Source organism: Shewanella mangrovisoli, assembly GCF_019457635.1.
In the GTDB taxonomy this organism is placed as follows: Bacteria; Pseudomonadota; Gammaproteobacteria; order Enterobacterales; family Shewanellaceae; genus Shewanella; species Shewanella mangrovisoli.
Map to the genome: position 1 here is coordinate 4,451,252 of NZ_CP080412.1, position 23,531 is coordinate 4,474,782.

Genomic DNA, 23,531 nt, shown 5'->3' on the forward strand with positions numbered 1-23,531 from the left:
CCCAGTGTTAAAAAGCCTGAATACAACTAAGTTCGTTTCCGTGGCCATTTTATCCGCAGTGTTGGCGGGTTGCGGCAGCCAAGCGCCCAGCTCAACCGGCACTGCCCCCACAGTGGCCACCTCTTTAGCCTCTGCTCCATTGGCGCCCAATGTGTATTTAGCGCAGGCCGCGAATAGCAAAGATCCACAGCAGCGCGACACTAACCTGCTGCTGGCGGCGCATGCCTATATCAATGCCAATGACTATGCGGCGGCGCAGAAACTGCTGAAGTCGATGCAGCCAAGTCTGACCCAAACCCCGACTCTGGTGGCCGAGCATAAATATCTGACAGCGCGGGTATTAGAGCATACATCGACCTATGTCGAGGCGCTCAAGACCCTGAGCTACCCAAGCACTTGGGTGTTACCCGGCTGGCAAATGGCCGCGTATCATCAATTTAGAGCGCATTTATTCCAACTGAATAAACAACCAATCGAGCAAGTGCGCGAGCTGAGTTTATTGACCACCTACTTACCGCCCGCCGAGGCGAGTGAAGTCAATAACCAAATCTGGCAAGTATTGCAGCCAATGCATGAGCAAACCCTGCAAACCTTTATCCGCGATGCCAACAACCCAGTATTTGCTGGTTGGTTGCAACTCGCCTATATCGCCAAACATTATGCGGTCGACCCCAATCAACTGGTTCGTTACTTAGGCGACTGGCAAAAGCAGAATCCTTATCATCCAGCGGCGGCCAAATTACCGACCGATTTGGATCGGGCGCTCAATGCCAAGCCTTTTATGCCGAAGAATATCGCCGTTCTGCTTCCGCTTACAGGTCAGCGCGCTGGTGCAGCCAACGCGATTCGCCAAGGGATTTTGGCCAGCTATTTAGCCAAACCCAATGAGCAGGTTGCGGTGAATTTTTACGATACCGCCAATGATGCCGTAGCGGCCTATCAGCAAGCGGTGAACGCGGGTGCCGAGTTTATTATTGGCCCCTTGCTGCCAAATGAAATCGATCAATTACTGGCACTGAACAATACAACCCCTGCGACCAGCACGCCAACAGGTACAGCTCCCGCAACACCTACGGCTCCGATAGCACCTATCCCGCAACTGTTCTTAAATCAAACCGATAAGTTTGTGCCAGATATCAATAAGTTCTACTTTGCGCTGTCACCAGCCCAAGAAGCAGCCGATGCCGCAACACGCATGTATCAAGATGGCGTGACTATGCCACTACTGCTCGCCAGCAACGACGCCATTGGTAAACGCATGGCAGAAAGCTTTATCCAAGCCTGGAAAAAGAAAAGCGACACCCCTATCGAAGTCTATTACTACGATGGTGGCGACAAGATGAAAACCACAGTGCAGGATGCACTCGGTGTCCGTGATAGCCAAGCGCGTATCGCGCGGATCAAGGAGCTGCTCGGCAATTCGGTACAGGCCGATTTTCGCTCACGCCAAGATATCGATGCGATTTATATGATCTCGACGCCGCAGGATTTAACCTTGCTCAAGGCCTTTATCGATGTGAACTTCAGCGTCTTTACTCAGCCAGTGCCGCTGTACACCTCAAGCCGCAGCCGCATCGACAACGAATCGAGCCAAACGGCGCAGGATTTAAATAACCTGACCATGAGCGATGCACCTTGGCTGATGCAAAACAGTGAAGAAAACCTGATGGTTAACACACTATGGTCGGGCTGGAATAACGGCCAAAAACGCCTGTTCGTGATGGGTTATGATGCCATGGATTTGATCAGCAAACTGGCGCAGATGCGCTCATTCACGGGTTACCAGTTCAATGGACGTAGCGGCGTGTTATCCGTCAATCCTGACGGCGTGATTAACCGCCAATTAAGCTGGGGACGCTATCAAAGAGGCAGTTTCCGTCAACTATGACACTCGGACAGCAGGCAGAGTCGCTCGCTCAAGGTTACCTCGAACAGCAAGGTTTAACCTTTGTCGAGCGCAATGTCCGCTATCCCTTTGGTGAAATAGACCTCGTCATGCGCCATAAACACCACTGGGTATTTGTTGAAGTAAAATATCGCTCAGCAAATCAATTTGGCGGCGCAATACAAGCACTTAGCAAAGCACAAATCGGCAGGATCCGCATGGCGGCCAGCCACTATTTACAGACGCATAAACTGGATGTGCCGTGCCGATTCGACGTTGTCGCCATCGAGGACGCGCAAATCCACTGGCTAGTCGATGCCTTTTAAACGAGGCCTTCGACTCAGCTAATCGAATAATTTTTAACGCTTATGCCTCAACTCCACCGTGGAAATATGGCATCATAGCCACACTTTATCCTGAAAGGATGTATCCATGTTAGAACGCATTAAAGACAGCTTTACTGAATCTATCCAGACCAAAATCGATGCAGCCGAAGCACTGCCAGAATCCATCGCCAAAGCGGCCGAGATGATGGTGCAATGTCTTTTGGGCGGCAATAAAATTCTTGCCTGCGGTAACGGTGGCAGTGCCGGTGATGCTCAGCACTTCTCGGCCGAGCTATTAAACCGCTACGAAATTGAACGTCCACCATTGCCCGCGATTGCGCTGTCAACCGACACTTCAACCATCACGGCGATTGCCAACGACTACAGCTATGATGAGATTTTCTCAAAACAAATCTTAGCCTTAGGTCAACCAGGTGACATTCTGCTGGCGATTTCCACCAGCGGTAACTCAGGCAACGTGATTAAAGCCATGGAAGCCGCCCTGAGCCGCGATATGACTATCGTTGCCTTAACCGGTAAAGACGGTGGCGCGATGGCGGGATTACTGAGCGTGGGTGACGTGGAAATCCGTGTCCCTTCCAACGTGACGGCACGTATTCAAGAAGTGCACTTACTGGTTATCCACTGCCTCTGTGACAATATCGACCGCACGCTCTTCCCGCAGGACGAACAGCAATGAGATATGCTGCCCCACTGTTAATGGTTTGCATGCTGCTGCAAGGTTGCGCCGGTGCCGTTATGGTGGGCGCAGTCAGTGGCGCCATGATGGCCAACGATGAGCGTTCGGTGAAGACTCAGCTCGACGATACCAATACCGATTTTAAGATCACCAGTGCCCTGCTGGAGCATGAAGATCTGAAGAAACAAACGAATATCACGGGTGTTTCGGTTAACGGTAATGTGCTGATGATTGGCCAAGCCCCCAACTCGATGTTGAGGGATAAGGCGATTAAGGTCGTACAAGATCTTAAGCTTGGCGGTAAAATCCACAACCAGATCCGCATCGGTAACCCAACCTCTTTCACCACCCGTAGTAATGACACTTGGGTGACAACGAAAGTGAAGGGTCGCATGCTCAACGAGAAAGAGTTGGATGTCACTCGCATTAAGGTCATCACAGAAAACGGTGAAGTCTTCCTACTCGGACTCATTCACCGCTCTCAGGCCGATATGGCTGTCGATATCGCGCGTAACACCGCCGGTGTGCGTAAAGTCGTTAAAGTATTCGAATACATCGAATAACCGATTGAGCCTAAGCCCTTAGGGTTTAGGCTCGCCTTCTACCGCTTCCAGTCCTAACGCTTTTACTTGGATGTTATCCATCACCTTGGGTGACTTGGCCATCCACATGCCAATCCAAGGTAAAAACAGTGACGGCAACACGATCAGCGCGGCGCCCAGCCAACTTAGGCTATCTAACCATTCATCGAATAACAGCCAGCCCAAAAAGACGATAAATAACAGGCCTGTATATTCGGCAATCGCAATATCGCTCGCCTGTGCGCGGCGATAGGCCAGCACGCAGAACCAATGATAAATCAGCAAGAAGGCATTACTGAGCAGCGCTACGGCTAACAATCCCCAGCTCAGCCCCTCAAGCCCTTGAAAGGCCGCGATGATTAAAGTCGCAGGAATACCCAGCAGGTTATACAGCATCAAGGTTAATACTGGATGCTCAGTATTGGGGACTTTTTTCAGGGTCAACTGATTGACCGCAAAGGTAAATGCCGAAAATAACACTGCCAATCCAAACCAGTTCATCTCACTCGGTCTGAGGATAATTAAGATCCCGACAAACCCGAGTAAAGTGCATACCACTTGTCCAGTGATGATCCTCTCCTTTAAAAACCAATAGCCCATCAGAATAATCATCAGCGGCGCCGAGTAAAACAGGGAGCTGACCGTCGCGAGCGGCAAAGCCATTAGGCCAATAATTAAAAAAAGCGCGCCAACCGAGCCTATGTTGGCACGCCAAAGGTGGACCGAAATATGTTCCGTCTTAGGTCGCTGCGAGTACAACCAAATGGGGAGTAACATCAATACTGAGGTGATTTGTCTCACGAGTAGAAACGTGGCCGCATTCGCATCTTCTGGCAACCATTTGATCGATACATCGTAAAAAGCACTAAATAGATTACCCACTATCAATAAAATCAAACCGATAACTACAGGGCGCTGCATTTTTTACCATCCGCAAATCTCAATGCTGGCATGATAATCCCCACAAAACTTAAGCTGAAATGATGCTTTCTCATGCTAGATGAATTAAATTCATACTAAATCTTTTAGGCGTTGAAAATCATGAGAAAGCTGCCTCCATTACGCGCACTACAAGTCTTTGAGACCGCCGCTAGACAACAGCATTTTTCCAAGGCTGCCGCCGAACTTTGCATTACCCAAAGCGCGGTTTCACACCAAGTGCGTGTATTAGAGGAATATTTTGGCGAGCAGCTTTTCGACCGTCAGGGACGAAAATTGCAACTCACGCCTAAAGGCCAAAGCTTATTTATTGAGTTAGAAAGGATTTTTAATGAGTTAAGCGATCTAAATCTCAAGATCCGCGACACCCCAAACCAACAACTCTGTTTGGCGGTGTACAGCTCTTTTGCGGTGAAATGGTTGATCCCGAGATTAGCGGATTTTAGACGCCAGTATCCCAGCGTTAAAATCCGCCTCGAGATGATCACTCAAGACCCCGATCTCAGCACCAGCACGGCCGATATCTTTATCGCAGGCAAACTCAATCAACGGGGCTATTGGCAACAGTTATTGCATAAGGAACGGCTCATCCCAGTATGCAGCCCGAGTTTTTACCCCAAGTGGCGTGATATTAACTTAAGCAATTTCCAGCAACAGGCACTGCTGATTGTGGACGAAGGGCCACTGGGACTCGATTGGCACAAATGGTCATCGGCCCATCAGATCCCGCTGAATAACGAGCAGCAGCATATTTTTAGCCATATTGTAATGGCAATTGAGGCAGCAATTGCGGGCCAAGGACTCGCCCTCGCCCCCGATTTTATGGTGGCAGGTGATATCAGCACCGGCAGACTGGTGGCGGTTAACCTGCCCGATGTCCATACGGGCTTTGAGTTTAGTTTTATCTGTAAGCAGCGCCGTCTCACAGAGCCTGCCATCGCCGCCTTTTCCTCCTGGCTGAAATCCCAGGCCTAAACACTTATACCAATCGTATTAAATATCTAATCAGTTCAGAGCCTCACAGGCATCTCAATCCAAGGCGCATTGACGAAGAAATGGTTATTCCCTTTTAAGTCAATGTAACACGGGAGTGAGATGCCTGTGAAACTCCCGAAGGGCGGGGTTGAACGGGCTTTATACTGCGTTTAAGGCTTTCGACAGAGCGCCACTATGCCTTCAAGCCTTCGCCTTGTCTAAAGCCCGTTTAACTCCCGCGAATGAACAAATATTTAATACGATTGGTATTAGCTCTGTATCAAACAGCCCGATGAATAACAGACATAAAAAAGCCGACCTAAGAATGGGTCGGCTTAATCGAGTGGTTGTGTAATGCGCTTTTTAGAGCAAATTACACTAACAAACCAATCTTCTCGTATACCTTTTTAAGCGTCACTTCCGCGCGAGCTTGGGCATTTTCAGCGCCCGCTTTCATCACTTGGTCGAGGTAAGCACGGTCGGCACGCAGCGTACGGTAACGCTCTTGCAGCGGCTCTAACATGCCCACTACTGCTTCACCGGCGGCACCTTTTAAGTGGCCATACATCTTGCCTTCAAACTCGGCTTCGAGGCTGGCAATGCTTTGGCCTGTGATACCCGACATTAAGCTCAACAGGTTAGATACACCTGGCTTGTTTTCCATATCGAAACGCACGACTGGCGGCTCATCACTGTCGGTCATGGCTTTTTTCAGCTTTTTCATGACCGCTTTTGGATCTTCAAGCAGGCCAATCACGTTGTTACGGTTATCGTCCGACTTAGACATCTTCTTCAGCGGATCCTGCAGCGACATCACCTTTGCACCATGCTCAGGGATAAAAGGCTCAGGGATGGTAAACGTCTCGCCGTAAGCGTTGTTAAAGCGAGTCGCGATATCACGTGTTAACTCAAGATGTTGTTTCTGATCTTGGCCAACCGGGATTTCATTCGCTTGATACAGCAGAATATCCGCCGCCATCAATACAGGATAACCAAACAGACCGACGTTAATATTGTTGGCGTGCTTTTGTGACTTATCCTTAAACTGCGTCATACGGCTCAATTCACCCATTTGGGTGTAACAGTTTAAGGCCCAGCCTAACTGAGTGTGTTGTGGCACTTGAGACTGAATAAACACTGTGCTCTTTTTCGGATCAACGCCGCAAGCTAAGTACAGCGCTAAGGTATCTAAACAGGCTTCACGCAATGCTTGAGGGTCTTGACGCACGGTAATGGCATGTAAATCAACCACGCAATACAGGCAGTCGTGGCTGTCTTGCATCGCAACCCATTGACGCAATGCACCCATGTAGTTACCTATGGTTAATTCGCCGGACGGCTGTGCACCGCTGAGTACTATGGGTTTGGTCATTACGTCATTGCTCCAAATAAAGATAAAAAGATTCGATTAAACTGGCTGAGCGAGATTTAGCCAGCGCAGGATCTCGACAAACTGCTCGCATACAGCGTCAGGGCCAGTGAGCCCAATATCTTCACCGTAGTTGTAGCCATAGGTCAAGCCGATTGATGCAACACCCGCCGCTTTCGCCGCTAAAATGTCATTTTTAGAATCACCTACCATCAACAACTCACTTTTATCGAGTTGCCATTCGGCTAATAGATGCTGTAGCGGTAATGGGTCTGGCTTCATCTTCGCCAGCGAATCGCCACCAAGCACTAGGCTAAAGAAGTCATTAATCTTAAAGGCTTCAAGCAAAGGCAAGGTAAAGCGATAGGGCTTATTGGTCACCACAGCCAGCTTAAATCCTGCATCAAACAGGATTTGCAGCACTTGGTGCACATCGGCATAGAGTGCACTATGCTTCTCAAGGTTTTCTTGATAGTGATGCATAAAGATGGGCATAGCCGCATCCAATGCCGTTTGCTCAACAGCTGCGCCTAAAGCGTGGCTCATGGCGCGGCGCATCAGCATCTCAGCACCATTGCCCACCCAAGTTCTCACCTGTGTCTCGGTACACCTTGCTAAACCTAATTCGGCGAGTGCCGCCTGAGTCGCGACCGCAAGATCGGGCACACTGTCAATCAGTGTGCCGTCGAGATCAAAGGCAATCGCTTTAATCTGTTCCCGCATTATTTGGCCTCTACTTTCGCTAACTCGGCGCGCATCTCGTCGACGACGGCTTTATAGTCTGGCTTACCGAAAATGGCAGAGCCAGCGACAAACATATCGGCGCCTGCGGCGGCGATTTCGGCAATGTTATCCACTTTAACGCCACCATCGACTTCTAAACGAATATCGAAACCGCTGGCATCGATACGCTCACGCACTTGGCGTAATTTATCTAAAGTCGAAGGAATAAAGGATTGGCCGCCAAAACCTGGGTTGACTGACATCAGCAGGATCACATCTAACTTATCCATGACATGGTCAAGATAGTGCAGCGGTGTCGCTGGGTTAAACACTAAACCCGCTTTACAACCCGATTCTTTAATCAGTTGCAGAGTGCGGTCGATATGCTCAGAGGCCTCTGGGTGGAAAGTAATAATAGATGCACCCGCCTTGGCAAAATCAGGCACGATACGGTCAACAGGCTTAACCATTAAATGCACATCGATATCAGCCGTGATGCCATAGTCGCGTAACGCTTTGCACACCATAGGGCCAATGGTTAAATTTGGCACATAGTGGTTATCCATCACATCAAAATGTACTACGTCAGCCCCTGCATCTAACACGGCTTTAACGTCATCCCCTAAACGGGCAAAATCGGCGGATAAAATCGATGGAGCAATTAAAAATGGGCGCATAGGACACTCGCTGCTATTGAACAAAAAGTGCCTTATTTTACCCTTAGCTAAGCCGTGCCTCTATAGCAAATGCCACATTTATCGCGATTGAAACCCAATAGAAACACAATTAGCGCACTCATAACGTACGGTAAACTCAAGGAGATGCTGAAGCGTTAGAAAGTTTTTAGTGAAGATTGATAAATTATTGTTCATAAACTAAGCGAGTTTGTTATACTCGGGTCGCTAACGTGGATCATTTAGTGGTTTCAAAGGAAGTATCATGAAGGGGCGGTTAACACAGTTTTCACACATTTTAGGTTCGGTGACATTTAAGTCATCGATGATGTTGGCATTTACCGCAGTGGTAGTCGCCTCCTTAGCCTTTGGCGTGGAAAAACTCACCGCAAGTAACGACACCTCCGCCTGCGCTTGCAGCAGCGATACTCGCTACAACAACAGTTTACCTAGCAGCCATCCAAATAACCGCTGTGCCGAACAGGCACAAACCTTAAGTTGGAAGACTTGGCTCACTGGCAAAAATCGCTCTAGCCAGTTCCATTTTGTCGACTTGCTTGAATTACTCCATGGTCATCAAGATAAGCCTATCGATGACCTGAAGCCTGCTAATTCACAACAGTCCTATTGATGCTAAGCCGGATCTGGCAAGTCTTTCACAGTACGATAGCCGCCTTCTTTGGGGTGCAGTCAGATAGAAATCGTCAAAAAGACTTCCAGACCAACTCGCCATTACCGTACATTTTGATGGGGATAGTGCTAGCGATTGCCTTAGTCGCCAGCCTGATTCTGCTTGTTAGCCAAGTCGTTGGCTAAGTCACTCGATACTACAACCTAGTATCAATCATCCTGTGGGTCATAATTCTCGTCGTACAACGCAATCAGCTCATCGACTTTATTGCGACCACTGCCATTTTGACTAATGTTGCGTTGCACTTGGATCTTGGCAAGGTGAGCACCGCGATACAACTCACGTGTCAGCGGAATATCATGGTTACTGATCACGACAGGAATGCGTTGCTCTAAGGCCATATGTCGCGAATAACGCGCCAGCAGCGCCTGATCATCCAAGCTAAAACCCGCACCAACATAAGTGGTGAAACTCGCGGTGGTCGATAGCGGCGCATAGGGTGGATCGCAATAGATCACATCGCCAGTGCGGATTTGCTCGAAGGCTTTTTCATAGCCGATGCACTTAAACTCGGCGCGCTGCGCTTTCTTTGAAAAGGCTAGAATTTCCTTCTCAGGGAAATACGGTTTCTTGTAGGAGCCAAAGGGCACATTAAAGCCCCCTTTGCGGTTATAACGGCATAGGCCATTAAAACCATGGCGATTCAAGTACAAAAAATAAACCGAGCGCAAAAAAGGATCGCGGGATTTATTAAAGTCTGTACGCACGCGATAGTAGGCATCCTTTTGATTCATCTCATCGACAAATAGCTTCTTGGCCGCCGCAATGTACTCGGCAGGCCTTTCTTTAACTATGTTGTAGAGATTGATCAGATCTTGATTGATGTCGCAGAGTAAATAGCTGGGATAGTCAGTATTTAAAAAGACTGAACCTGCGCCGACAAAGGGCTCAACTAAACGCTCACCAGTTGGTAAGTAGTTCGCGAGCTCATCCACCAATTTAAATTTTCCGCCGGCCCATTTCAGGAAGGCTCTATGTTTTTTGATCATTTAACTTGATGAATGCCGACAAAAATAAAGGCCATGATTGTACTCTGTTTATTCTGAAATTTCACCGCTTGAGCGTGTTTCTTGTAGTTGATAACCGCCGAGTTCTGCCCATTTTTTTATCAGGGGTTGGCTAAGATGATACTCTTTGACCAATTCTGCGGCCGCCTGCTGTGCCGATTGACTGTCATTAAACTGCCCTACCAACACCACCCAAAACTGTTTGTACTTGGCAACTCGCACCTCTGGCACGTTATGCAGTTTCTTAAGGAGCGACTGTACAGTTTCACGCTGGGAGACTGTGGCAATTTGGATGGCATAGCCCGTTTTTGGCCGCACCGATACGGCTGATGCAGGCTCAGCAGTTGCATGCACCACCTGAGTAGCCGTGTCATCTTTCGCTTGCTCTGTAGGAGCTGGCGCAGGCTCTGCCTCATCAATCTCAGTGGCGCTACTGTCGCCCTTACTTGTCGCTTCATCGACAGGTGGTGCTATGCCTGTCTCTCCTTCCGCTTGAGGCTCCTCCCCATGGAACTTCGCCAATGGGTCCGCTTGCTCCACCGCTTCCGCTAATAATGCCTGCGTTAACGACTCGGCTCGCTGCTTAAAATACGGCGCTAGTATCTGTTTGCCATGGGCAAGAAACTCTGCGGAATCCACAGCAGGATAAGTCACCACCTCGGGAATTGGCTCACCGGAAAAGGGTTTAGCCAGACCAAGCCAAATAACTACAGCAATCAGCACACTAGCAAACCCAATGAGCGCGACTTTGTATTGTGTCCATACTGATTTCTTCTCACCCTGACCATGTAGAGCCAGCTCCAGTAAGGCAACCACCTCCTGCGGAGTACCCGTTTGCTTCTCGAGCTGAGCGCGCACTATGTCCCTTGGCGTAAACGGATTTTGGTCACTATAGCGCAGCAAGGTTTGATACAGCGCCTCACGCTCCGGCAAGCTTAAGGGATCAATGCTGACCGGCAGGATCTGTCGTCTTAACGACTCTGGCAACTGAGGGAGTAAGTCGGCTAAAAATGCAGGCGGTACCGCTAAGGTCACGGCAATACGCTGACCCGCACATTGCACTTGATTGAGTATGATGCACTCGGCCCACAATTCTTTAGAAAGTAAATGGGCGTCATCGATAATGATGTGCAGCGGCTTACTTTGTTTCGGCGCGACACGCAGTATGGTTTCAGCGAGGGAGATTTCGTCATCAAAAATCGGGGATGACACCAATTGCACTAAAATCTTGCGACGAATTTCAGCATTGTCGGCGTGCATAGGACAGATGACTAACGCGGCATTCGACTCATCAAAATCTGTGGTTAACGCAGTCAGCAGTGTCGTCTTACCCGAGCCGAGCGCACCCACAAGCACCAGTAGCTGGTCGCTATAACTGGCCACATGATGCAATCTTTCTACGAGTGCTTCCTGTGAAGGAAGCAAGACTTGCCCCTGAAACGTCACTAATCCACCACACAAGGTTTATGCGCAGCAGATAACCTGTTCTAGGGTCGATTCCGGGACTTGGCTAAAGACATCAGCTCGACCAATGGCCGTCGGGAGTACCAGCCGGATCTGACCACCTAACACTTTCTTATCGCGACGCATGTGTTTAATAAAACTATCGAAATCCATAGATTCCGGCGCTGTTACTGGCAGATCGAAAGCATGGAACAATTGCACAATACGACGAACAATTGACTCATTAATCAATCCCATGGACTTAGCCGTTTGTGCAGCAAGGACTGTGCCAGCCGCAACCGCTTCACCATGCAGCCAATTACCATAACCCATCTCGGCTTCGATCGCATGACCAAAGGTGTGCCCAAGGTTTAATAGCGCGCGGACGCCCTGCTCGGTCTCATCCTGACTCACGACATCGGCTTTAATCTCACAGCAGCGAGAAATCGCATAGACCAAAGCTTGAGTATCTAGGCTTTTCAATGCTTGAACATTGTTCTCAAGCCATTGAAAAAATTCAGCATCCCACATGATGCCATACTTAATGACTTCTGCCATCCCAGCCGCGAATTCACGCGCGGGCAAGGTTTGTAGGCATTCAGTATCGATAATGACGATCTGTGGCTGGTAAAAAGCCCCGATCATATTTTTGCCAAGAGGATGATTAACTGCGGTTTTTCCACCAACGGAAGAATCAACTTGCGATAGTAGCGTGGTTGGAATTTGAATAAAATAGACGCCACGTTGGTAACAGGCAGCGGCAAAACCCGTCATGTCACCAATCACCCCGCCACCGAGGGCCACCAGCACTGAATCACGGCCATAATTGCGTTGCAGCAGAGCCGTAAAAATAGAATCTAAATGCGTTAAATCTTTGAATTGCTCGCCATCGGGAAGGATGACGCTGGTTACCTCACCGAACGAAGCCATCGTGTCTTGGATCTGCTTAAGATACAAGGGCGCGACAGTTTCATTGGTGACGATAAGGATACGTTTTTTCAGCAGGTAGCGAGACAGAGTCTCGCCATCACTCATCAAACTCTGGCCAATATAAATGGGATAACTACGTTCACCTAAATCAACCTGAATTTGTTTTGTCATTCTGCCTAGAAACCTAATTGCTCAATGATTTGATTCGCAACAACCTTTGCACTTTGATCGTCGGTCTTAACGATCACATCAGCAATTTCTTCGTACAGAGGGTTACGGATTTCTGCGAGGTTTTCTAATACTTCTCGCGGATCATCTACTTGCAGTAATGGGCGACGCTTGTCTCTTTGAGTACGCGCAACCTGTTTGTCGATAGTGGTTTCGAGATACACCACGATACCGCGAGCAGATAAATGATTACGGATATCTTTGCTCTGAACTGAACCACCACCAGTGGCAAGGACAATACCTTGTTTTTCAGACAGATCAGCAATAACCTGAGCTTCGCGACGGCGGAAACCTTCTTCGCCTTCAACGTCAAACACCCAAGCAATGTCGGCGCCTGTGCGTTGCTCAATCTCTTGATCTGAATCGTGGAATTCTAAATGCAGCATTTGCGCCAGATGGCGACCAATTGTGCTTTTACCTGCGCCCATTGGGCCTACCAGAAAAATATTACGTTTTTCAGCCATTTCTTGTACGTCTGAATCTTAATGAAAAGTATGCCTATGTCGACTCATGAACAAGCCGACCTACTGTATGTTACCTTGCTCTAATGAGACTTGACCGAGGATTATCTCAGTTTCATGTCTAGTCTGGCAAGTGATGCACGCTATTTATGATAAGAATTGTATTTCAGACACAATAAAGCCAGCAAGGAATGCTGGCTTTATTCGACTCGTAACAAACGATTAGAGTTTCTCGTTCACAATTTTAGGCGTCACGAAAATCAAAAGCTCTTGGCGCTCATTCTTGTCGGTACTGTTACGGAATAAGAAGCCGACTAAAGGAATGTCACCCAGGATAGGCACCTTGCTCACGCGGCTGATCAAGTTCTGCTGATAGATACCACCGAGCACAATGGTTTCCCCATTATCCACTAACACCTGTGTACCAATACGTTGAGTATCGATAGCGACTGCCGGTCCTGTGGGTGTGTCCACCGTTTTACCCTGAGAGTCTTGAGTGATTTCAAGATCCAGAATTACACGGTTATCAGGCGTAATTTGTGGTGTCACTCTTAATGACAATACAGCCTTCTTAAAGGTCACCGACGTGGCGCCGCTGGAAGTGGATTGCACATAAGGGATTTCCACACCCTGCTCGATATACGCCGCCTTTTGGTTAGAGGTGGTGATACGAGGGCTCGCGATAATTTCACCTTTGTTTTCCTGCTCAAGCGCACTCAGTTCTAAATCTAAAATAGTGCCATCGGCAAGCTTGGCCACATGGAAAGCAATGCTGGTTGGGTTAGTTACCGCCGCAGGTAAATTCACGTTCAAACGATTATCTAGAGATGGGACCACACCATTAGCAATGCTTCCAGCCCCTTCAAGCGTTCCTGACGTCCCTTTACTCCCCTGTTGGTCAGTTACGCCCCAACGGATACCTAAATCTTCAGACACGTCGTCTTTTACCGTGACCATGCGAGATTCAATCAACACTTGGCGGATAGGAATATCGAGCACTTCGACCAAACGATGAATATTCTCGATGATTTCAGCGGTATCTTTCACTAACACGGTATTGGTACGCTCATCGACAGCCACAGATCCACGTGGTGACAATAAGCTAGAATCCGCCCCTTTGAGTAACTCAGCAATATCAGTCGCCTTGGCATAGTTGATTTGCAGATACTCAGAGTAGAGTGGCGCCAGCTCTTTCACTTCCTGCTTATTCTTGAGGTTTTGGCTTTCGCGAATCGCCAGCTCTTCACTTGGCGCCACCATCAGAATGTTACCTTCGATACGCTTATCGAGTCCTTTGGTTTGCAGGATCAAGTCCAATGCTTGGTCCCAAGGCACGTCATCAAGTCTTAAAGTGATATCACCTTCAACCGTGTCACTGGTGACTAAGTTGAAGTTGTTGTAGTCGGCAATAATCTGCAACACAGTACGGACTGAAATATTCTGGAAATTTAACGAAAGGGTTTTACCGTTATATTTCTTCACCTCTTTGGTCGCCGCAGCGCGCTCTACTTTGTTGATTGAGAGCCTAAAGAGATTGTCTTCCTGTTTGTAATTGAACTCATAATTGCCCGAGACATCGACTAAAATCCGGGTCGTTAAATCGTCTTTAAAGGTTTCAAAATGCTTTACGGGGGTGGAGAAATCCTGCACATCCATCACATATAACAAATCACTGTTAATATCAGTGTTGTAGAGCTGAACCTCAAGTTTGGCACCGATTTGTTCAACGTTAGCTGCAACTGAGCGATTATTTAAATAGACTAATAAATCACCACCACCATTCGCGTTGCGACGAAAATCGATATTTTTAACACTATTAACGAACGGATTATTACCCGCTTGTGAGCCCGCAACTTCGTCGTTAATGGTTAAACGGTAAGAATTACCAACGACACTGCCTTGATACGGTTTAACCTTAGATAAGCCCAACGTCACCATTAGATGGGCATCTTGCTGCGTTGTCACTATGTCCTTCACACCGACTTGGTTAATCGGCAGACGGTCCTTAGAAAGACCCGAAATACTGTCATCGAAGGTTAATACCAACTGAGCAGGAGAAGCATTAGAGTCAATTGTGGGCGCGCTAATCGCCTCCTCAAAAACTAACTCGACTTCTAATTGATGATCGACAAGAGCATGGTATTTAACATCCATCAACCTATTTGCCGCAAAACTCGATGGCAAAAACCCAAATACTAATGCGATCCCAATAACAGACTTGGCTAAGCCTGAAGATAAAAACGATAACGGGATTTTTATCGCGGCAGAAGATTTCATTATTCCCTCATCCTTCGCTTGTTATTTTCCAGAAAGTTCGATGTTGTTTGTGCGTTCAGACCAACAACCAGAACCATCGGGAATTAATTCTACAACTTCCACATTCTGAGAAGTCACTTTCGCTATATGGCCATTAAACAATCCAAGATACTCACCCACGCCCATCCGATATACACTGCCATCATTGGTTTCAATAAGCGCCCAAATCGAATTTCCTTCGCTTAAGGTGCCGCGCATTTTTAGATTGTCTAATGCATAGGTTTCTAAACGGCCTTTACGACGTTTTAAATCCGGCTGTAAGCAGTTTTTGCTGGTATCAACCACTTCTTCCGTTAATTCTCTAGAAGGAGGGACAAAGGGGCTACGCATTAATTCGGCTTGATACGCAAAATGCTCAAACTTAGGTGGCTCTTTTAAGGGTGGAATATGCGCCACATGCTGTGCCTTGGTAGTAGTAACAAATAGCTCTAAATCACTACGATCGCCAACACAACCCATTAAAAAAAGACTTAATGCTAACAGAGGTAAGAGTTTCATTATTTCTTCCCCTTGTTATTGGCTGGTTTTTCGGGAGGTAATTCAGCGCCCTCTTTAAAGCGATAGGTTTTCGCCAGAATATCCATGGCCAGATTACCGCTCTCATCGCGCTTAATCATAAAATCGTGCAAGCTGACGATACGAGGCAGTTTAGCCACGCCGCTGACCATATTGCCTATTTGATGATAATCACCTGTAACCGACATTTTAATCGGGAACTCAATATAGAAATCCCGTTGAATCTCAGGTTCCCAATTTAAGCTGTTAATCCGTAATCCAGCGTCAGTGGCCACAAAGGTTAAGTCATCGAGCAGCCCTGGCATTTCATTTTCAGAGGGCAGCATTTTGAGTAACTCGGCAAATTGCTCCTCCATCACAGCTAACTGTTCACGGTACAATTTAAGGTTAGCGGCAAGCTGATATTTGGTTTTAAAATCTTCTCTGAGTTGCTCTTCTTTTCGTTGCTCCGCGTTATACACATCAATAGCATCCGAAACCACGAGAAAATAACCCGCAGCAAATACACAGAGTGCCAATAGCACAGCGAAAAACACTTTGACTTGATTTGGCCAACCGCCGATATTTTCAAAATCAATATCATTAAACTGACTTAGATCGAGCTTCATTTACTCGCTCCTTTTGCCGTTTTAATAGGCTCATCAGCCATGGCACCTTTAATGCTCACTCTTAAGCTAAAGCGTTGTAATTGTCTTAGCTCATCATCTTGAGACACGATAGATTGCATATTGGGATCGGTTAACCATTCGGATGCCTTCACCTTACGCATCATGTTCGCTACGTTGTTGTTCGATTCACTTCGACCTTCAATCAGTAATAGACTGCCTTTTTTCTCTAGGCTAGATAGATATATTCCGGGCGGCACGATACGCACCAGCTCATCTAATACGTGTGTCGGCAAATTACGGGATTGCTGAAGGTTCAAAATGATCTCGGTGCGACGCTCAATATCTTTCTTACGCTCGGTGATCTTTTTAATCTCGGCAATTTGAGCATCGAGTTGCTGAATTTCGGACTGTAAATAAGCATTACGTCCGCGCTGTTCATCGGTCATCATGTCGAGTAAAGACAGAGCCACATAGACTAAAATCGCTGAGCCTAAAAATACCGCGGCCAATATGCCAATATAATCGCGCTTCTGCTTTTCTCTCGCTTCTTCACGCCAAGGAAGCAGGTTTATGTTCGCCATTGACCGTAGCTCCTCAGCGCTAAGCCACAAGCAACCATATATTTGCTAATGCTAGGTTGCAGTATATTTTTAACGGATTCATCTGCGTGCAGACATCCTTGAAAAGGATCGGCAATAATGGTGTGAACGCCTAACTCATTCGTTAATAAGTTAGCCATGCCTTCCAGTTTAGATGTTCCACCGCATAATACGAGATAATCGACTTTATCTTTGCCGCTCGACGTACAATAAATTTGCAGCGTTCGCTTAATTTGTTGCAGTAATTGCGTTTGGAAGGGAGATAGCACTTCGAACATATAATTACGTGGCAAATCGCCTTCAATTTTGGCTTTCTCTGCTTGTTCGTAGGACATGCCATAAAACGACAGAATCGACTGAGTAAATAACTCGCCGCCGAAGGCTTGCTCACGAATAAAGGTCGTTTCGCCCGACTCCACCACACTGAAGGTCGTCATGTTGGCGCCAATATCGACCATGGCCACCGCCTTCTGCCGAGCGCCTTCGGGTAACTGCCCTAGCACCAACTCAACGGCTCGGCCCAGAGCATAACCTTCCACATCAACAACTTTGGTTTCGAGCTCGACTTCATCGAGCGCATCGACTCTAGCATCAATATTGTCAGTGCGGCATGCGCTCAGGAGCACGTCGACCTTAGAAGGATCGGTACTATTAACATTTAGAGTTTCAAAATCAATGCTAACTTCATCGAGGGAGTATGGGATCAGGTTATCGGCTTCAATCTCAATTTGCGCTTCCATTTCCTCCTCGCTCAGTGAGGCATCCATGTAGATAACCTTAGTCATCACCGCAGAACCAGAGACCGCAACCGCTGCATATTTAACCGATTTAGGCAAAATACGCTTAATCTGTTTGAGACATTCAACAACGGCATCGGCATCACGAATATCATGATCGTTAATAGCCCCCTTTTTTACGGGAACCGCTGCATGACTTAGTATTTTATATCCATCAGCAGTCTTACTCAGCAGAATAGCCTTTACTTCATGGGAACCAATATCAATCCCGACCATTTGCGGAGCCTGACGCTTCCATAAATTTGAAAGCATAGTCCGTTGTCACTTTATTATTTGTATTCAGTAGTAAAAGAGATTAGCACAAAATCAACCCGTTATACGTATTTGTATAGAATGTTTCAAGATTTTACAAACGCTATTTTAGGGCCGTCACGTTTTTGCTTCACCCAAACGTGCGCGCCTTATATACTGTCGCACTTAACTGAACATTAGGATCAATTTAGGTGAAGTGGTTAAAACGTATTGTTATAGCTCTATTCAGTCTAGCCCTTTTGGGCGTGGGCGCCATTGTTGCAGCATACTTTTATGTTTTGCCGGATCTGCCGGATGTTTCGACACTAAAAAATGTGCAATTACAAACACCTTTGCGCATTTACAGTAGCGACGGCAAACTCATCTCTCAATTTGGTGAGAAGCGTCGTATTCCGCTGAAACTCGAAGAAGTGCCTAAACCGCTGCTGCAAGCCTTCCTCGCCACCGAGGATGCGCGCTTTTATGAGCATGGCGGCATCGATCCTGTTGGGGTGATGCGTGCCGCAATCGTCATGCTCACCACAGGCGAAAAGAAGCAAGGTGCGAGTACGATCACCATGCAGGTGGCGCGCAACTTCTTCCTGACCCGCGACAAGACCATTATCCGTAAAGTGAAGGAAATTTTTATTTCCTATCACATCGAGCAATTGTTAACTAAAGATGAGATTTTAGAGCTCTACGTTAACCGTATTTATTTAGGTCAGAGAGCCTATGGTGTCGGCGCGGCCGCTCAAGTGTATTTTGGTAAAAACGTTCAAGACCTGACGCTTTCCGAAATGAGCATGATCGCGGGTCTGCCTAAAGCACCGTCGACCCTAAACCCTATCACCTCCCCTTCACGTGCACTCGCACGCCGCAACGTGGTATTGATGCGGATGAACGAAGTGGGTTACATCAGCAAGGCTGAATACCAAGCAGCTGTGCAAGAGCCGCTCATCGCCAAATACCATGGTGCTGAAATCGATCTTTACGCCCCTTATATCTCTGAAATGGCTCGGGATTATATGGTGCAAAAATACGGTGAAGAAGAGGCCTACACCAATGGCTATAACGTCTACACAACGATTTCATCAGAGCAGCAACTGCTAGCACAGCAAGCATTACGCAATAACGTCTATGCCTATGATGAGCGCCACGGTTACCGTGGTCCTGCGGCCGTTTTATGGACCGACGCCAAGCCTGACGATGCACAAATCAAAGCCGAGCTCGCAAAAATAACACCTGTGCAAGAGTTACAACCTGCTGCGGTATTAAACATCGATGGTCAGCAAGCCAGCGTGTTAACCGCCAAGGGCGAAACCAAAATCATTAAGTGGGATGGCCTAAAATGGGCGCGCAAATTTATCACCGATAAACGCCAAGGCTCGGTGCCAAAATCGGCCTCGGATATGCTAAAAGTCGGTGAGCGTATTTGGATCCGCGATAACGGTCAGTACTTACAATTGTCGCAAGTGCCCGAAGTGGCCAGCGCCACTGTTGCGCTCGATCCTACAAATGGTGCAATCCGTACCTTAGTGGGTGGCTACAGCTTCAGCCAAAGCCAATACAACCGCGTGACCCAAGCGAAACGTCAATTAGGTTCGAATATTAAACCTTTCATCTATGCTGCGGCATTAGAGAAAGGCTTTACCCTCGCGACTCTGATTAACAACGCGCCGATTAACAAACCCGATATTAGCCAAGGTACGGCGTGGCGCCCTAAAAACTCGCCCGATATCTATGGCGGTCCAACACGTCTGCGTGTGGGCTTAGCGCAATCGATCAACGTAATGTCGGTTCGCGCCATGCGCCATATTGGTTTAGATGCGGCCATCTCCGAGCTGACTAAGTTTGGCTTCGATCCTAACGACTTACCTCGTAACGAGTCGTTAGCCTTAGGTTCTCCTTCGGTCACCCCGCTGCAAGTGGCAACCGCTTTCAATGTGTTCGCGAACGGCGGCTTCTTGGTGGAACCTTACTATATTGAACGAGTAGAAGACTCCTTCGGTAATGTGATTGAGAAGGCCAATCCGACCTTAGCCTGTAAGCCTAACAACGGCTCAATGCAGCCTAGCAGCGATCCAATGAGTTTTGGTGAGCCAACGACTCAGACCGATGAACCTGTCGCTCATTGCTTTGAGCAAACGGGCCGTTATGCTCCGCAAATTATCTCTGAACAAACGGCATTCCTGATCACCGAAGCGCTGAAGAGCGTGATCTGGGGTGGCGGCGATTGGAGTAAAGGCACTGGCTGGCAAGGTACTGCGTGGCGTGCGGCACAGTTAATCAAACGTCATGATATTGCAGGCAAAACGGGTACAACCAACGAATCACGCGATACCTGGTTCAGTGGTTTTGGCCCGACACTGACCAGCACCTTCTGGGTAGGGTTTGACGACCATGGTCGCCAGTTAGGCAGAACCGCATGGAACTCCAACGGCGAGAAGGATCAGATCACGGGTACCGAGGCGGGCGCTAAGACCGCAGGCCCAGGCTGGAACGAGTTCATGAATAACGTGCTGAAAGGCGTACCTGAAACTACAGCGATTCCGCCAGAGGGGATTGTCTCGGTACGGATCGATTTGGCGACCGGCAAGCTAACTCGCAAGACAGATTACACCAGCGCATTTGAATACTTTATCTCGGGCACTGAACCTAAGGAATACATCAGTGAAAGCCAAGATGAAAACAATCTGTTCATCGATGCGCCGACAGACGATTTATTCCAATAAGCCTCTGTAACAGAAACAAAAAACGCGACCCTAGAGTCGCGTTTTTTATTACTCGATTAAAGCATTAAACAACTTTCTTCGCCGCGATGGCTTGCTTCACCTGAGTCAACGCTGTGCCGCCGAGGACATCGCGTTTTGCCAAACAAGCTTCGATGGTGAGATTAGGATAGACGTCATCTTCGATAATCTCGGCAAAGGTTTTAAACTCGGCCAGCGTAAAACCTTCTAATGGGATCTTCTTGGCAATCGCCGCAACCACTGCCACGCCGACCACATGGTGCGCTTCGCGGAACGGCATGCCTTTAGACACCAGATAATCCGCCAATTCGGTCGCGTTGGCATAACCTTGCTGCGCGGCTAACAGTGCATTAGGGCGATTCACTACTAAGCCAGATAACACTAACGCCGCCATATCCAAGCAGATTGCCCAGCTGTCAACCACATCGAACAAGCCTTCCTTGTCTTCCTGCATATCTTTGTTGTAGGCCAGAGGTAGCGCTTTCATGGTGGTGAGAATGCCCACTAAGCTACCGTACACACGGCCCGTTTTACCGCGAATAAGTTCCAGCGCATCGGGGTTTTTCTTTTGTGGCATCAAAGATGACCCCGAGGTCACTTCATCACTTAATGAGATAAAGCCCGCTTCACCCGAGTTGAAGAAAATCAAATCTTCGGCCATGCGGCTTAGGTGCATCATGCTGATTGAGGCCGTAGAACACAGCTCAACCACATGGTCGCGATCCGACACACTGTCTAAACTGTTTAAGGTTGGCGAAGCAAAGTTCAGTGCCGCAGCCAGCGCATGTCTATCCATTTGATAGGCGGTGCCCGCCAAAGCTCCTGAACCGAGCGGACAGGTATTGGCACGCTTTAAGGCATCGGTTAAGCGGCTAAGGTCACGCTCAATCATCTCCACATAGGCTAAACACCAATGGCCGAAGGTCACAGGCTGAGCACGTTGCAAGTGAGTATAGCCTGGCATTACAGCGTCGAACTCACGCTCAGCAAGCGCAATAAGTTCGCAGCGTAAGGTTTGCAGGCGAGCCACTAATGCCGCACCTTCGGATTGACACCAGAGTTTTAAATCGGTCGCGACTTGGTCGTTACGGCTACGGCCCGTATGGAGTTTTTTACCGAGATCGCCGACTTTAGCGATCAGCGCCGACTCCACGAAGCTATGAATATCTTCCGCGCCCGATGCGAGAATAATCGCAGGATCGCCCTTCACTTTCACCAGCAACTCGTTCAGCGCTTTCTTTAAGTCGCTGCACTCGGTGGCAGTGATAATGCCGACGCTAGCAATCGCATCGGCCCAAGCGATAGAGCCGACCACATCCTGCTCAAACAAACGGTAATCCACCGGCAGTGAATCGTTGAATAATTTAAATAGCGCGCTCGTTTCGCCCTGAAATCTTCCACCCCATAAAGCCATGCTCAATCCCCTCGGTCACTGCTTTGAATACGTTAAAGCCATTAAAACTTAAGATATAAAAAAGGGCGCTAGGCGCCCTTTGAGTCTGCCTATTACTTAGCGTTGAGCGCGCGGATGCGGCTCGCTAACGAGTACAGACGGATAAAGCCTTCAGCGTGTTTTTGGTCGTACACTTGGTCTTCACCGAAGGTGGCAAAGGCTTCAGAGTACAAGCTGTTTGGCGAACGCTTCTTAACGGCAATCGCGTGACCTTTGTAGAGTTTAACCACAACTTCACCGTTAACAGACTCGGCTAATGACTCAGATGCTGCCAGCAGAGACTTACACAGAGGTGTAAACCAACGACCGTCGTAGACTAAGTGTGCCATTTGGGCACCCACTTGCTCACGCCAAGTACGGCTGGTTTTATCCAGCACTAACTCTTCAATCGCGCGCAGCGCAGCAAACATCACAGTGCCGCCTGGAGTTTCGTAGCAACCACGAGACTTCATGCCCACTAAACGGTTTTCGGTGATATCGATACGACCCACGCCATGTGGTGCAGCGATGGCGTTCAGCTTCATCAGTGCAGCGTAAGGTGTTAATGCTTCACCGTTTACTTTAGTCACACGGCCATGTTCAACTTCCAGTGACACATATTCTGCTTGGTTTGGCGCATCTTCTGGATCGGCAGTCAGCGTCCACACACCTTTGCTTGGCTCGTTCCATGGATCTTCCAGCTCGCCACCTTCGTGGGAGATATGGAATGCGTTCGCATCACGGCTGTAGATCTTAGTGGCAGAAGCCGACGTCTTGATATTACGCTCGGCTAAGTAAGCCAGCAGATCTTCACGGCTCTGCATGGTCCATTCACGCCATGGTGCAATCACTTTTAAATCAGGTGCTAATGCCGCAAAGCAACCTTCGAAACGCACTTGGTCGTTACCCTTACCGGTACAACCGTGACACAGGGCATCGGCACCCACTTTACGTGCTACTTCAACCTGCGCCTTAGCGATGATCGGACGCGCCATTGAAGTACCTAATAGGTAAGTCCCTTCGTAGATAGCACCCGTTGCCATGGTTGGATAGATGTAATCTTTAACGAATTCTTCTTTCAGATCGACGATATGGCATTCAGATGCGCCAGAAGCCAATGCCTTTTCAGTCAGACCCACTAACTCTTCTTCACCCTGACCTACGTCAGCGCAAAAGGCGATGATTTCACAGTTGTCGTAGGTTTCTTTTAACCAAGGAATAATGGCCGAAGTATCTAGACCACCCGAATAGGCTAAAACGACTTTTTTCACGCCAGTGTTTTTGTTCTCGATAGACATCTTAAATTCCTATAACTCGTTTCTCACCTTGGAGAAAGTAGGCTGCTAAACA

General features: G+C 48.1%; 23 protein-coding genes and 1 pseudogene. 9 read left to right on the forward strand and 15 right to left on the reverse strand.

What is annotated here, in order from left to right:
• Positions 1-4: 4 nt before the first annotated feature.
• The 4 genes from K0H60_RS19370 to dolP all read left to right on the forward strand — a co-directional run bounded on the left by K0H60_RS19370 (position 5) and on the right by dolP (position 3,474).
• Entirely contained in the window at positions 5-1,888 is a 1,884-nt protein-coding gene (locus K0H60_RS19370; RefSeq protein ID WP_220056756.1) for a penicillin-binding protein activator, read from the forward strand.
• The gene (locus tag K0H60_RS19375; protein ID WP_023266395.1) at positions 1,885-2,211 is read left to right on the forward strand and encodes a YraN family protein; all 327 of its coding nucleotides are present in this window, start codon (positions 1,885-1,887) and stop codon (positions 2,209-2,211) included. The genes K0H60_RS19370 and K0H60_RS19375 overlap by 4 nt, the downstream gene beginning before the upstream one ends.
• A 106-nt stretch (positions 2,212-2,317) precedes the next feature.
• Positions 2,318-2,911, forward strand: coding sequence for a phosphoheptose isomerase (locus K0H60_RS19380; protein WP_011070670.1), 594 nt, complete (start codon positions 2,318-2,320; stop codon positions 2,909-2,911).
• On the forward strand, positions 2,908-3,474 hold the full coding sequence (dolP, locus tag K0H60_RS19385) for a division/outer membrane stress-associated lipid-binding lipoprotein (protein WP_011624409.1): 567 nt from the start codon (positions 2,908-2,910) through the stop codon (positions 3,472-3,474). The genes K0H60_RS19380 and dolP overlap by 4 nt, the downstream gene beginning before the upstream one ends.
• Positions 3,475-3,492: 18 nt before the next feature.
• Here dolP and K0H60_RS19390 read toward each other — a convergent pair whose 3' ends face one another.
• Positions 3,493-4,413, reverse strand: coding sequence for a DMT family transporter (locus tag K0H60_RS19390; protein ID WP_220056757.1), 921 nt, complete (start codon positions 4,411-4,413; stop codon positions 3,493-3,495).
• A gap of 120 nt (positions 4,414-4,533) precedes the next feature.
• Between K0H60_RS19390 and K0H60_RS19395 the strand changes: the two genes are divergently transcribed.
• Together K0H60_RS19395 and K0H60_RS20680 are read left to right on the forward strand one after the other, a co-directional pair.
• Complete coding sequence (locus K0H60_RS19395) at positions 4,534-5,406, forward strand: LysR substrate-binding domain-containing protein (protein WP_011624411.1); 873 nt, start codon at positions 4,534-4,536, stop codon at positions 5,404-5,406.
• A gap of 161 nt (positions 5,407-5,567) precedes the next feature.
• Positions 5,568-5,761, forward strand: a pseudogene (locus K0H60_RS20680) (hypothetical protein).
• Between the two features lie 18 nt (positions 5,762-5,779).
• On the opposite strand, the gene trpS reads toward K0H60_RS20680, so the two are convergent.
• From trpS to rpe, 3 genes are read right to left on the reverse strand one after another with little or no spacing between them, the layout of a single operon-like run.
• Positions 5,780-6,778 (reverse strand): tryptophan--tRNA ligase, encoded by a 999-nt coding sequence (gene trpS / locus K0H60_RS19400; protein ID WP_220056758.1) that lies wholly within the window; start codon positions 6,776-6,778, stop codon positions 5,780-5,782.
• Between the two features lie 36 nt (positions 6,779-6,814).
• On the reverse strand, positions 6,815-7,498 hold the full coding sequence (locus tag K0H60_RS19405; RefSeq protein ID WP_220056759.1) for a phosphoglycolate phosphatase: 684 nt from the start codon (positions 7,496-7,498) through the stop codon (positions 6,815-6,817).
• Positions 7,498-8,175: a ribulose-phosphate 3-epimerase gene (gene rpe, locus K0H60_RS19410; RefSeq protein ID WP_023266401.1), complete on the reverse strand. Its 678-nt coding sequence runs from the start codon at positions 8,173-8,175 to the stop codon at positions 7,498-7,500. Before rpe ends, K0H60_RS19405 begins: the two co-directional genes overlap by 1 nt.
• Before the next feature lie 262 nt (positions 8,176-8,437).
• On the opposite strand from rpe, the gene K0H60_RS19415 reads away from it, so the two are divergent.
• The gene (locus K0H60_RS19415; RefSeq protein WP_011624415.1) at positions 8,438-8,803 is read left to right on the forward strand and encodes a hypothetical protein; all 366 of its coding nucleotides are present in this window, start codon (positions 8,438-8,440) and stop codon (positions 8,801-8,803) included.
• Complete coding sequence (locus K0H60_RS19420; protein WP_011624416.1) at positions 8,803-8,988, forward strand: DUF2970 domain-containing protein; 186 nt, start codon at positions 8,803-8,805, stop codon at positions 8,986-8,988. The genes K0H60_RS19415 and K0H60_RS19420 overlap by 1 nt, the downstream gene beginning before the upstream one ends.
• 24 nt (positions 8,989-9,012) lie before the next feature.
• On the opposite strand, the gene K0H60_RS19425 is transcribed toward K0H60_RS19420, so the two are convergent.
• From K0H60_RS19425 to K0H60_RS19465, 9 genes are all read right to left on the reverse strand, one after another.
• Entirely contained in the window at positions 9,013-9,852 is an 840-nt protein-coding gene (locus tag K0H60_RS19425; RefSeq protein WP_011718620.1) for a Dam family site-specific DNA-(adenine-N6)-methyltransferase, read from the reverse strand.
• Positions 9,853-9,900: 48 nt separating this feature from the next.
• Complete coding sequence (locus tag K0H60_RS19430) at positions 9,901-11,316, reverse strand: SPOR domain-containing protein (RefSeq protein ID WP_220056760.1); 1,416 nt, start codon at positions 11,314-11,316, stop codon at positions 9,901-9,903.
• A gap of 18 nt (positions 11,317-11,334) precedes the next feature.
• On the reverse strand, positions 11,335-12,414 hold the full coding sequence (gene aroB, locus K0H60_RS19435) for a 3-dehydroquinate synthase (protein WP_220056761.1): 1,080 nt from the start codon (positions 12,412-12,414) through the stop codon (positions 11,335-11,337).
• Between the two features lie 5 nt (positions 12,415-12,419).
• The gene (gene aroK / locus K0H60_RS19440) at positions 12,420-12,935 is read right to left on the reverse strand and encodes a shikimate kinase AroK (RefSeq protein ID WP_011718623.1); all 516 of its coding nucleotides are present in this window, start codon (positions 12,933-12,935) and stop codon (positions 12,420-12,422) included.
• A 219-nt stretch (positions 12,936-13,154) separates the two neighbouring features.
• Positions 13,155-15,209: a type IV pilus secretin PilQ gene (locus K0H60_RS19445; protein WP_220056762.1), complete on the reverse strand. Its 2,055-nt coding sequence runs from the start codon at positions 15,207-15,209 to the stop codon at positions 13,155-13,157.
• Between the two features lie 21 nt (positions 15,210-15,230).
• A complete protein-coding gene (locus K0H60_RS19450; protein ID WP_011718625.1) occupies positions 15,231-15,746 on the reverse strand; it encodes a pilus assembly protein PilP in 516 nt (171 codons plus the stop codon).
• Positions 15,746-16,372, reverse strand: a complete 627-nt coding sequence (locus tag K0H60_RS19455; RefSeq protein ID WP_220056763.1) for a type IV pilus inner membrane component PilO — start codon at positions 16,370-16,372, stop codon at positions 15,746-15,748. Before K0H60_RS19455 ends, K0H60_RS19450 begins: the two co-directional genes overlap by 1 nt.
• A complete protein-coding gene (locus tag K0H60_RS19460; RefSeq protein ID WP_011718627.1) occupies positions 16,369-16,953 on the reverse strand; it encodes a PilN domain-containing protein in 585 nt (194 codons plus the stop codon). Before K0H60_RS19460 ends, K0H60_RS19455 begins: the two co-directional genes overlap by 4 nt.
• Positions 16,941-18,020 (reverse strand): pilus assembly protein PilM, encoded by a 1,080-nt coding sequence (locus K0H60_RS19465; protein WP_086904088.1) that lies wholly within the window; start codon positions 18,018-18,020, stop codon positions 16,941-16,943. Before K0H60_RS19465 ends, K0H60_RS19460 begins: the two co-directional genes overlap by 13 nt.
• Positions 18,021-18,211: 191 nt before the next feature.
• Here K0H60_RS19465 and K0H60_RS19470 point away from each other — a divergent pair, with 191 nt between their 5' ends.
• Complete coding sequence (locus K0H60_RS19470) at positions 18,212-20,731, forward strand: penicillin-binding protein 1A (protein ID WP_220056764.1); 2,520 nt, start codon at positions 18,212-18,214, stop codon at positions 20,729-20,731.
• A gap of 64 nt (positions 20,732-20,795) precedes the next feature.
• Here K0H60_RS19470 and argH read toward each other — a convergent pair whose 3' ends face one another.
• Both argH and K0H60_RS19480 read right to left on the reverse strand, forming a co-directional pair.
• The gene (gene argH / locus K0H60_RS19475; protein WP_220056765.1) at positions 20,796-22,163 is read right to left on the reverse strand and encodes an argininosuccinate lyase; all 1,368 of its coding nucleotides are present in this window, start codon (positions 22,161-22,163) and stop codon (positions 20,796-20,798) included.
• A gap of 92 nt (positions 22,164-22,255) precedes the next feature.
• Positions 22,256-23,479 carry an argininosuccinate synthase gene (locus K0H60_RS19480; RefSeq protein ID WP_011624428.1) on the reverse strand — a complete coding sequence of 408 codons (1,224 nt, stop codon included), beginning with the start codon at positions 23,477-23,479 and terminating at the stop codon, positions 22,256-22,258.
• Positions 23,480-23,531 lie beyond the last annotated feature (52 nt).

Coding starts and splice junctions, on each gene's coding strand:
- K0H60_RS19375 (WP_023266395.1), top strand. CDS start 1,885: ATGACACTCGGACAGCAGGCAGAGTCGCTCGCTCAAGGTTACCTCGAA.
- K0H60_RS19380 (WP_011070670.1), top strand. CDS start 2,318: ATGTTAGAACGCATTAAAGACAGCTTTACTGAATCTATCCAGACCAAA.
- dolP (WP_011624409.1), top strand. CDS start 2,908: ATGAGATATGCTGCCCCACTGTTAATGGTTTGCATGCTGCTGCAAGGT.
- K0H60_RS19390 (WP_220056757.1), bottom strand. CDS start 4,413: ATGCAGCGCCCTGTAGTTATCGGTTTGATTTTATTGATAGTGGGTAAT.
- K0H60_RS19395 (WP_011624411.1), top strand. CDS start 4,534: ATGAGAAAGCTGCCTCCATTACGCGCACTACAAGTCTTTGAGACCGCC.
- trpS (WP_220056758.1), bottom strand. CDS start 6,778: ATGACCAAACCCATAGTACTCAGCGGTGCACAGCCGTCCGGCGAATTA.
- K0H60_RS19405 (WP_220056759.1), bottom strand. CDS start 7,498: ATGCGGGAACAGATTAAAGCGATTGCCTTTGATCTCGACGGCACACTG.
- rpe (WP_023266401.1), bottom strand. CDS start 8,175: ATGCGCCCATTTTTAATTGCTCCATCGATTTTATCCGCCGATTTTGCC.
- K0H60_RS19415 (WP_011624415.1), top strand. CDS start 8,438: ATGAAGGGGCGGTTAACACAGTTTTCACACATTTTAGGTTCGGTGACA.
- K0H60_RS19420 (WP_011624416.1), top strand. CDS start 8,803: ATGCTAAGCCGGATCTGGCAAGTCTTTCACAGTACGATAGCCGCCTTC.
- K0H60_RS19425 (WP_011718620.1), bottom strand. CDS start 9,852: ATGATCAAAAAACATAGAGCCTTCCTGAAATGGGCCGGCGGAAAATTT.
- aroB (WP_220056761.1), bottom strand. CDS start 12,414: ATGACAAAACAAATTCAGGTTGATTTAGGTGAACGTAGTTATCCCATT.
- aroK (WP_011718623.1), bottom strand. CDS start 12,935: ATGGCTGAAAAACGTAATATTTTTCTGGTAGGCCCAATGGGCGCAGGT.
- K0H60_RS19445 (WP_220056762.1), bottom strand. CDS start 15,209: ATGAAATCTTCTGCCGCGATAAAAATCCCGTTATCGTTTTTATCTTCA.
- K0H60_RS19450 (WP_011718625.1), bottom strand. CDS start 15,746: ATGAAACTCTTACCTCTGTTAGCATTAAGTCTTTTTTTAATGGGTTGT.
- K0H60_RS19455 (WP_220056763.1), bottom strand. CDS start 16,372: ATGAAGCTCGATCTAAGTCAGTTTAATGATATTGATTTTGAAAATATC.
- K0H60_RS19460 (WP_011718627.1), bottom strand. CDS start 16,953: ATGGCGAACATAAACCTGCTTCCTTGGCGTGAAGAAGCGAGAGAAAAG.
- K0H60_RS19465 (WP_086904088.1), bottom strand. CDS start 18,020: ATGCTTTCAAATTTATGGAAGCGTCAGGCTCCGCAAATGGTCGGGATT.
- argH (WP_220056765.1), bottom strand. CDS start 22,163: ATGGCTTTATGGGGTGGAAGATTTCAGGGCGAAACGAGCGCGCTATTT.
- K0H60_RS19480 (WP_011624428.1), bottom strand. CDS start 23,479: ATGTCTATCGAGAACAAAAACACTGGCGTGAAAAAAGTCGTTTTAGCC.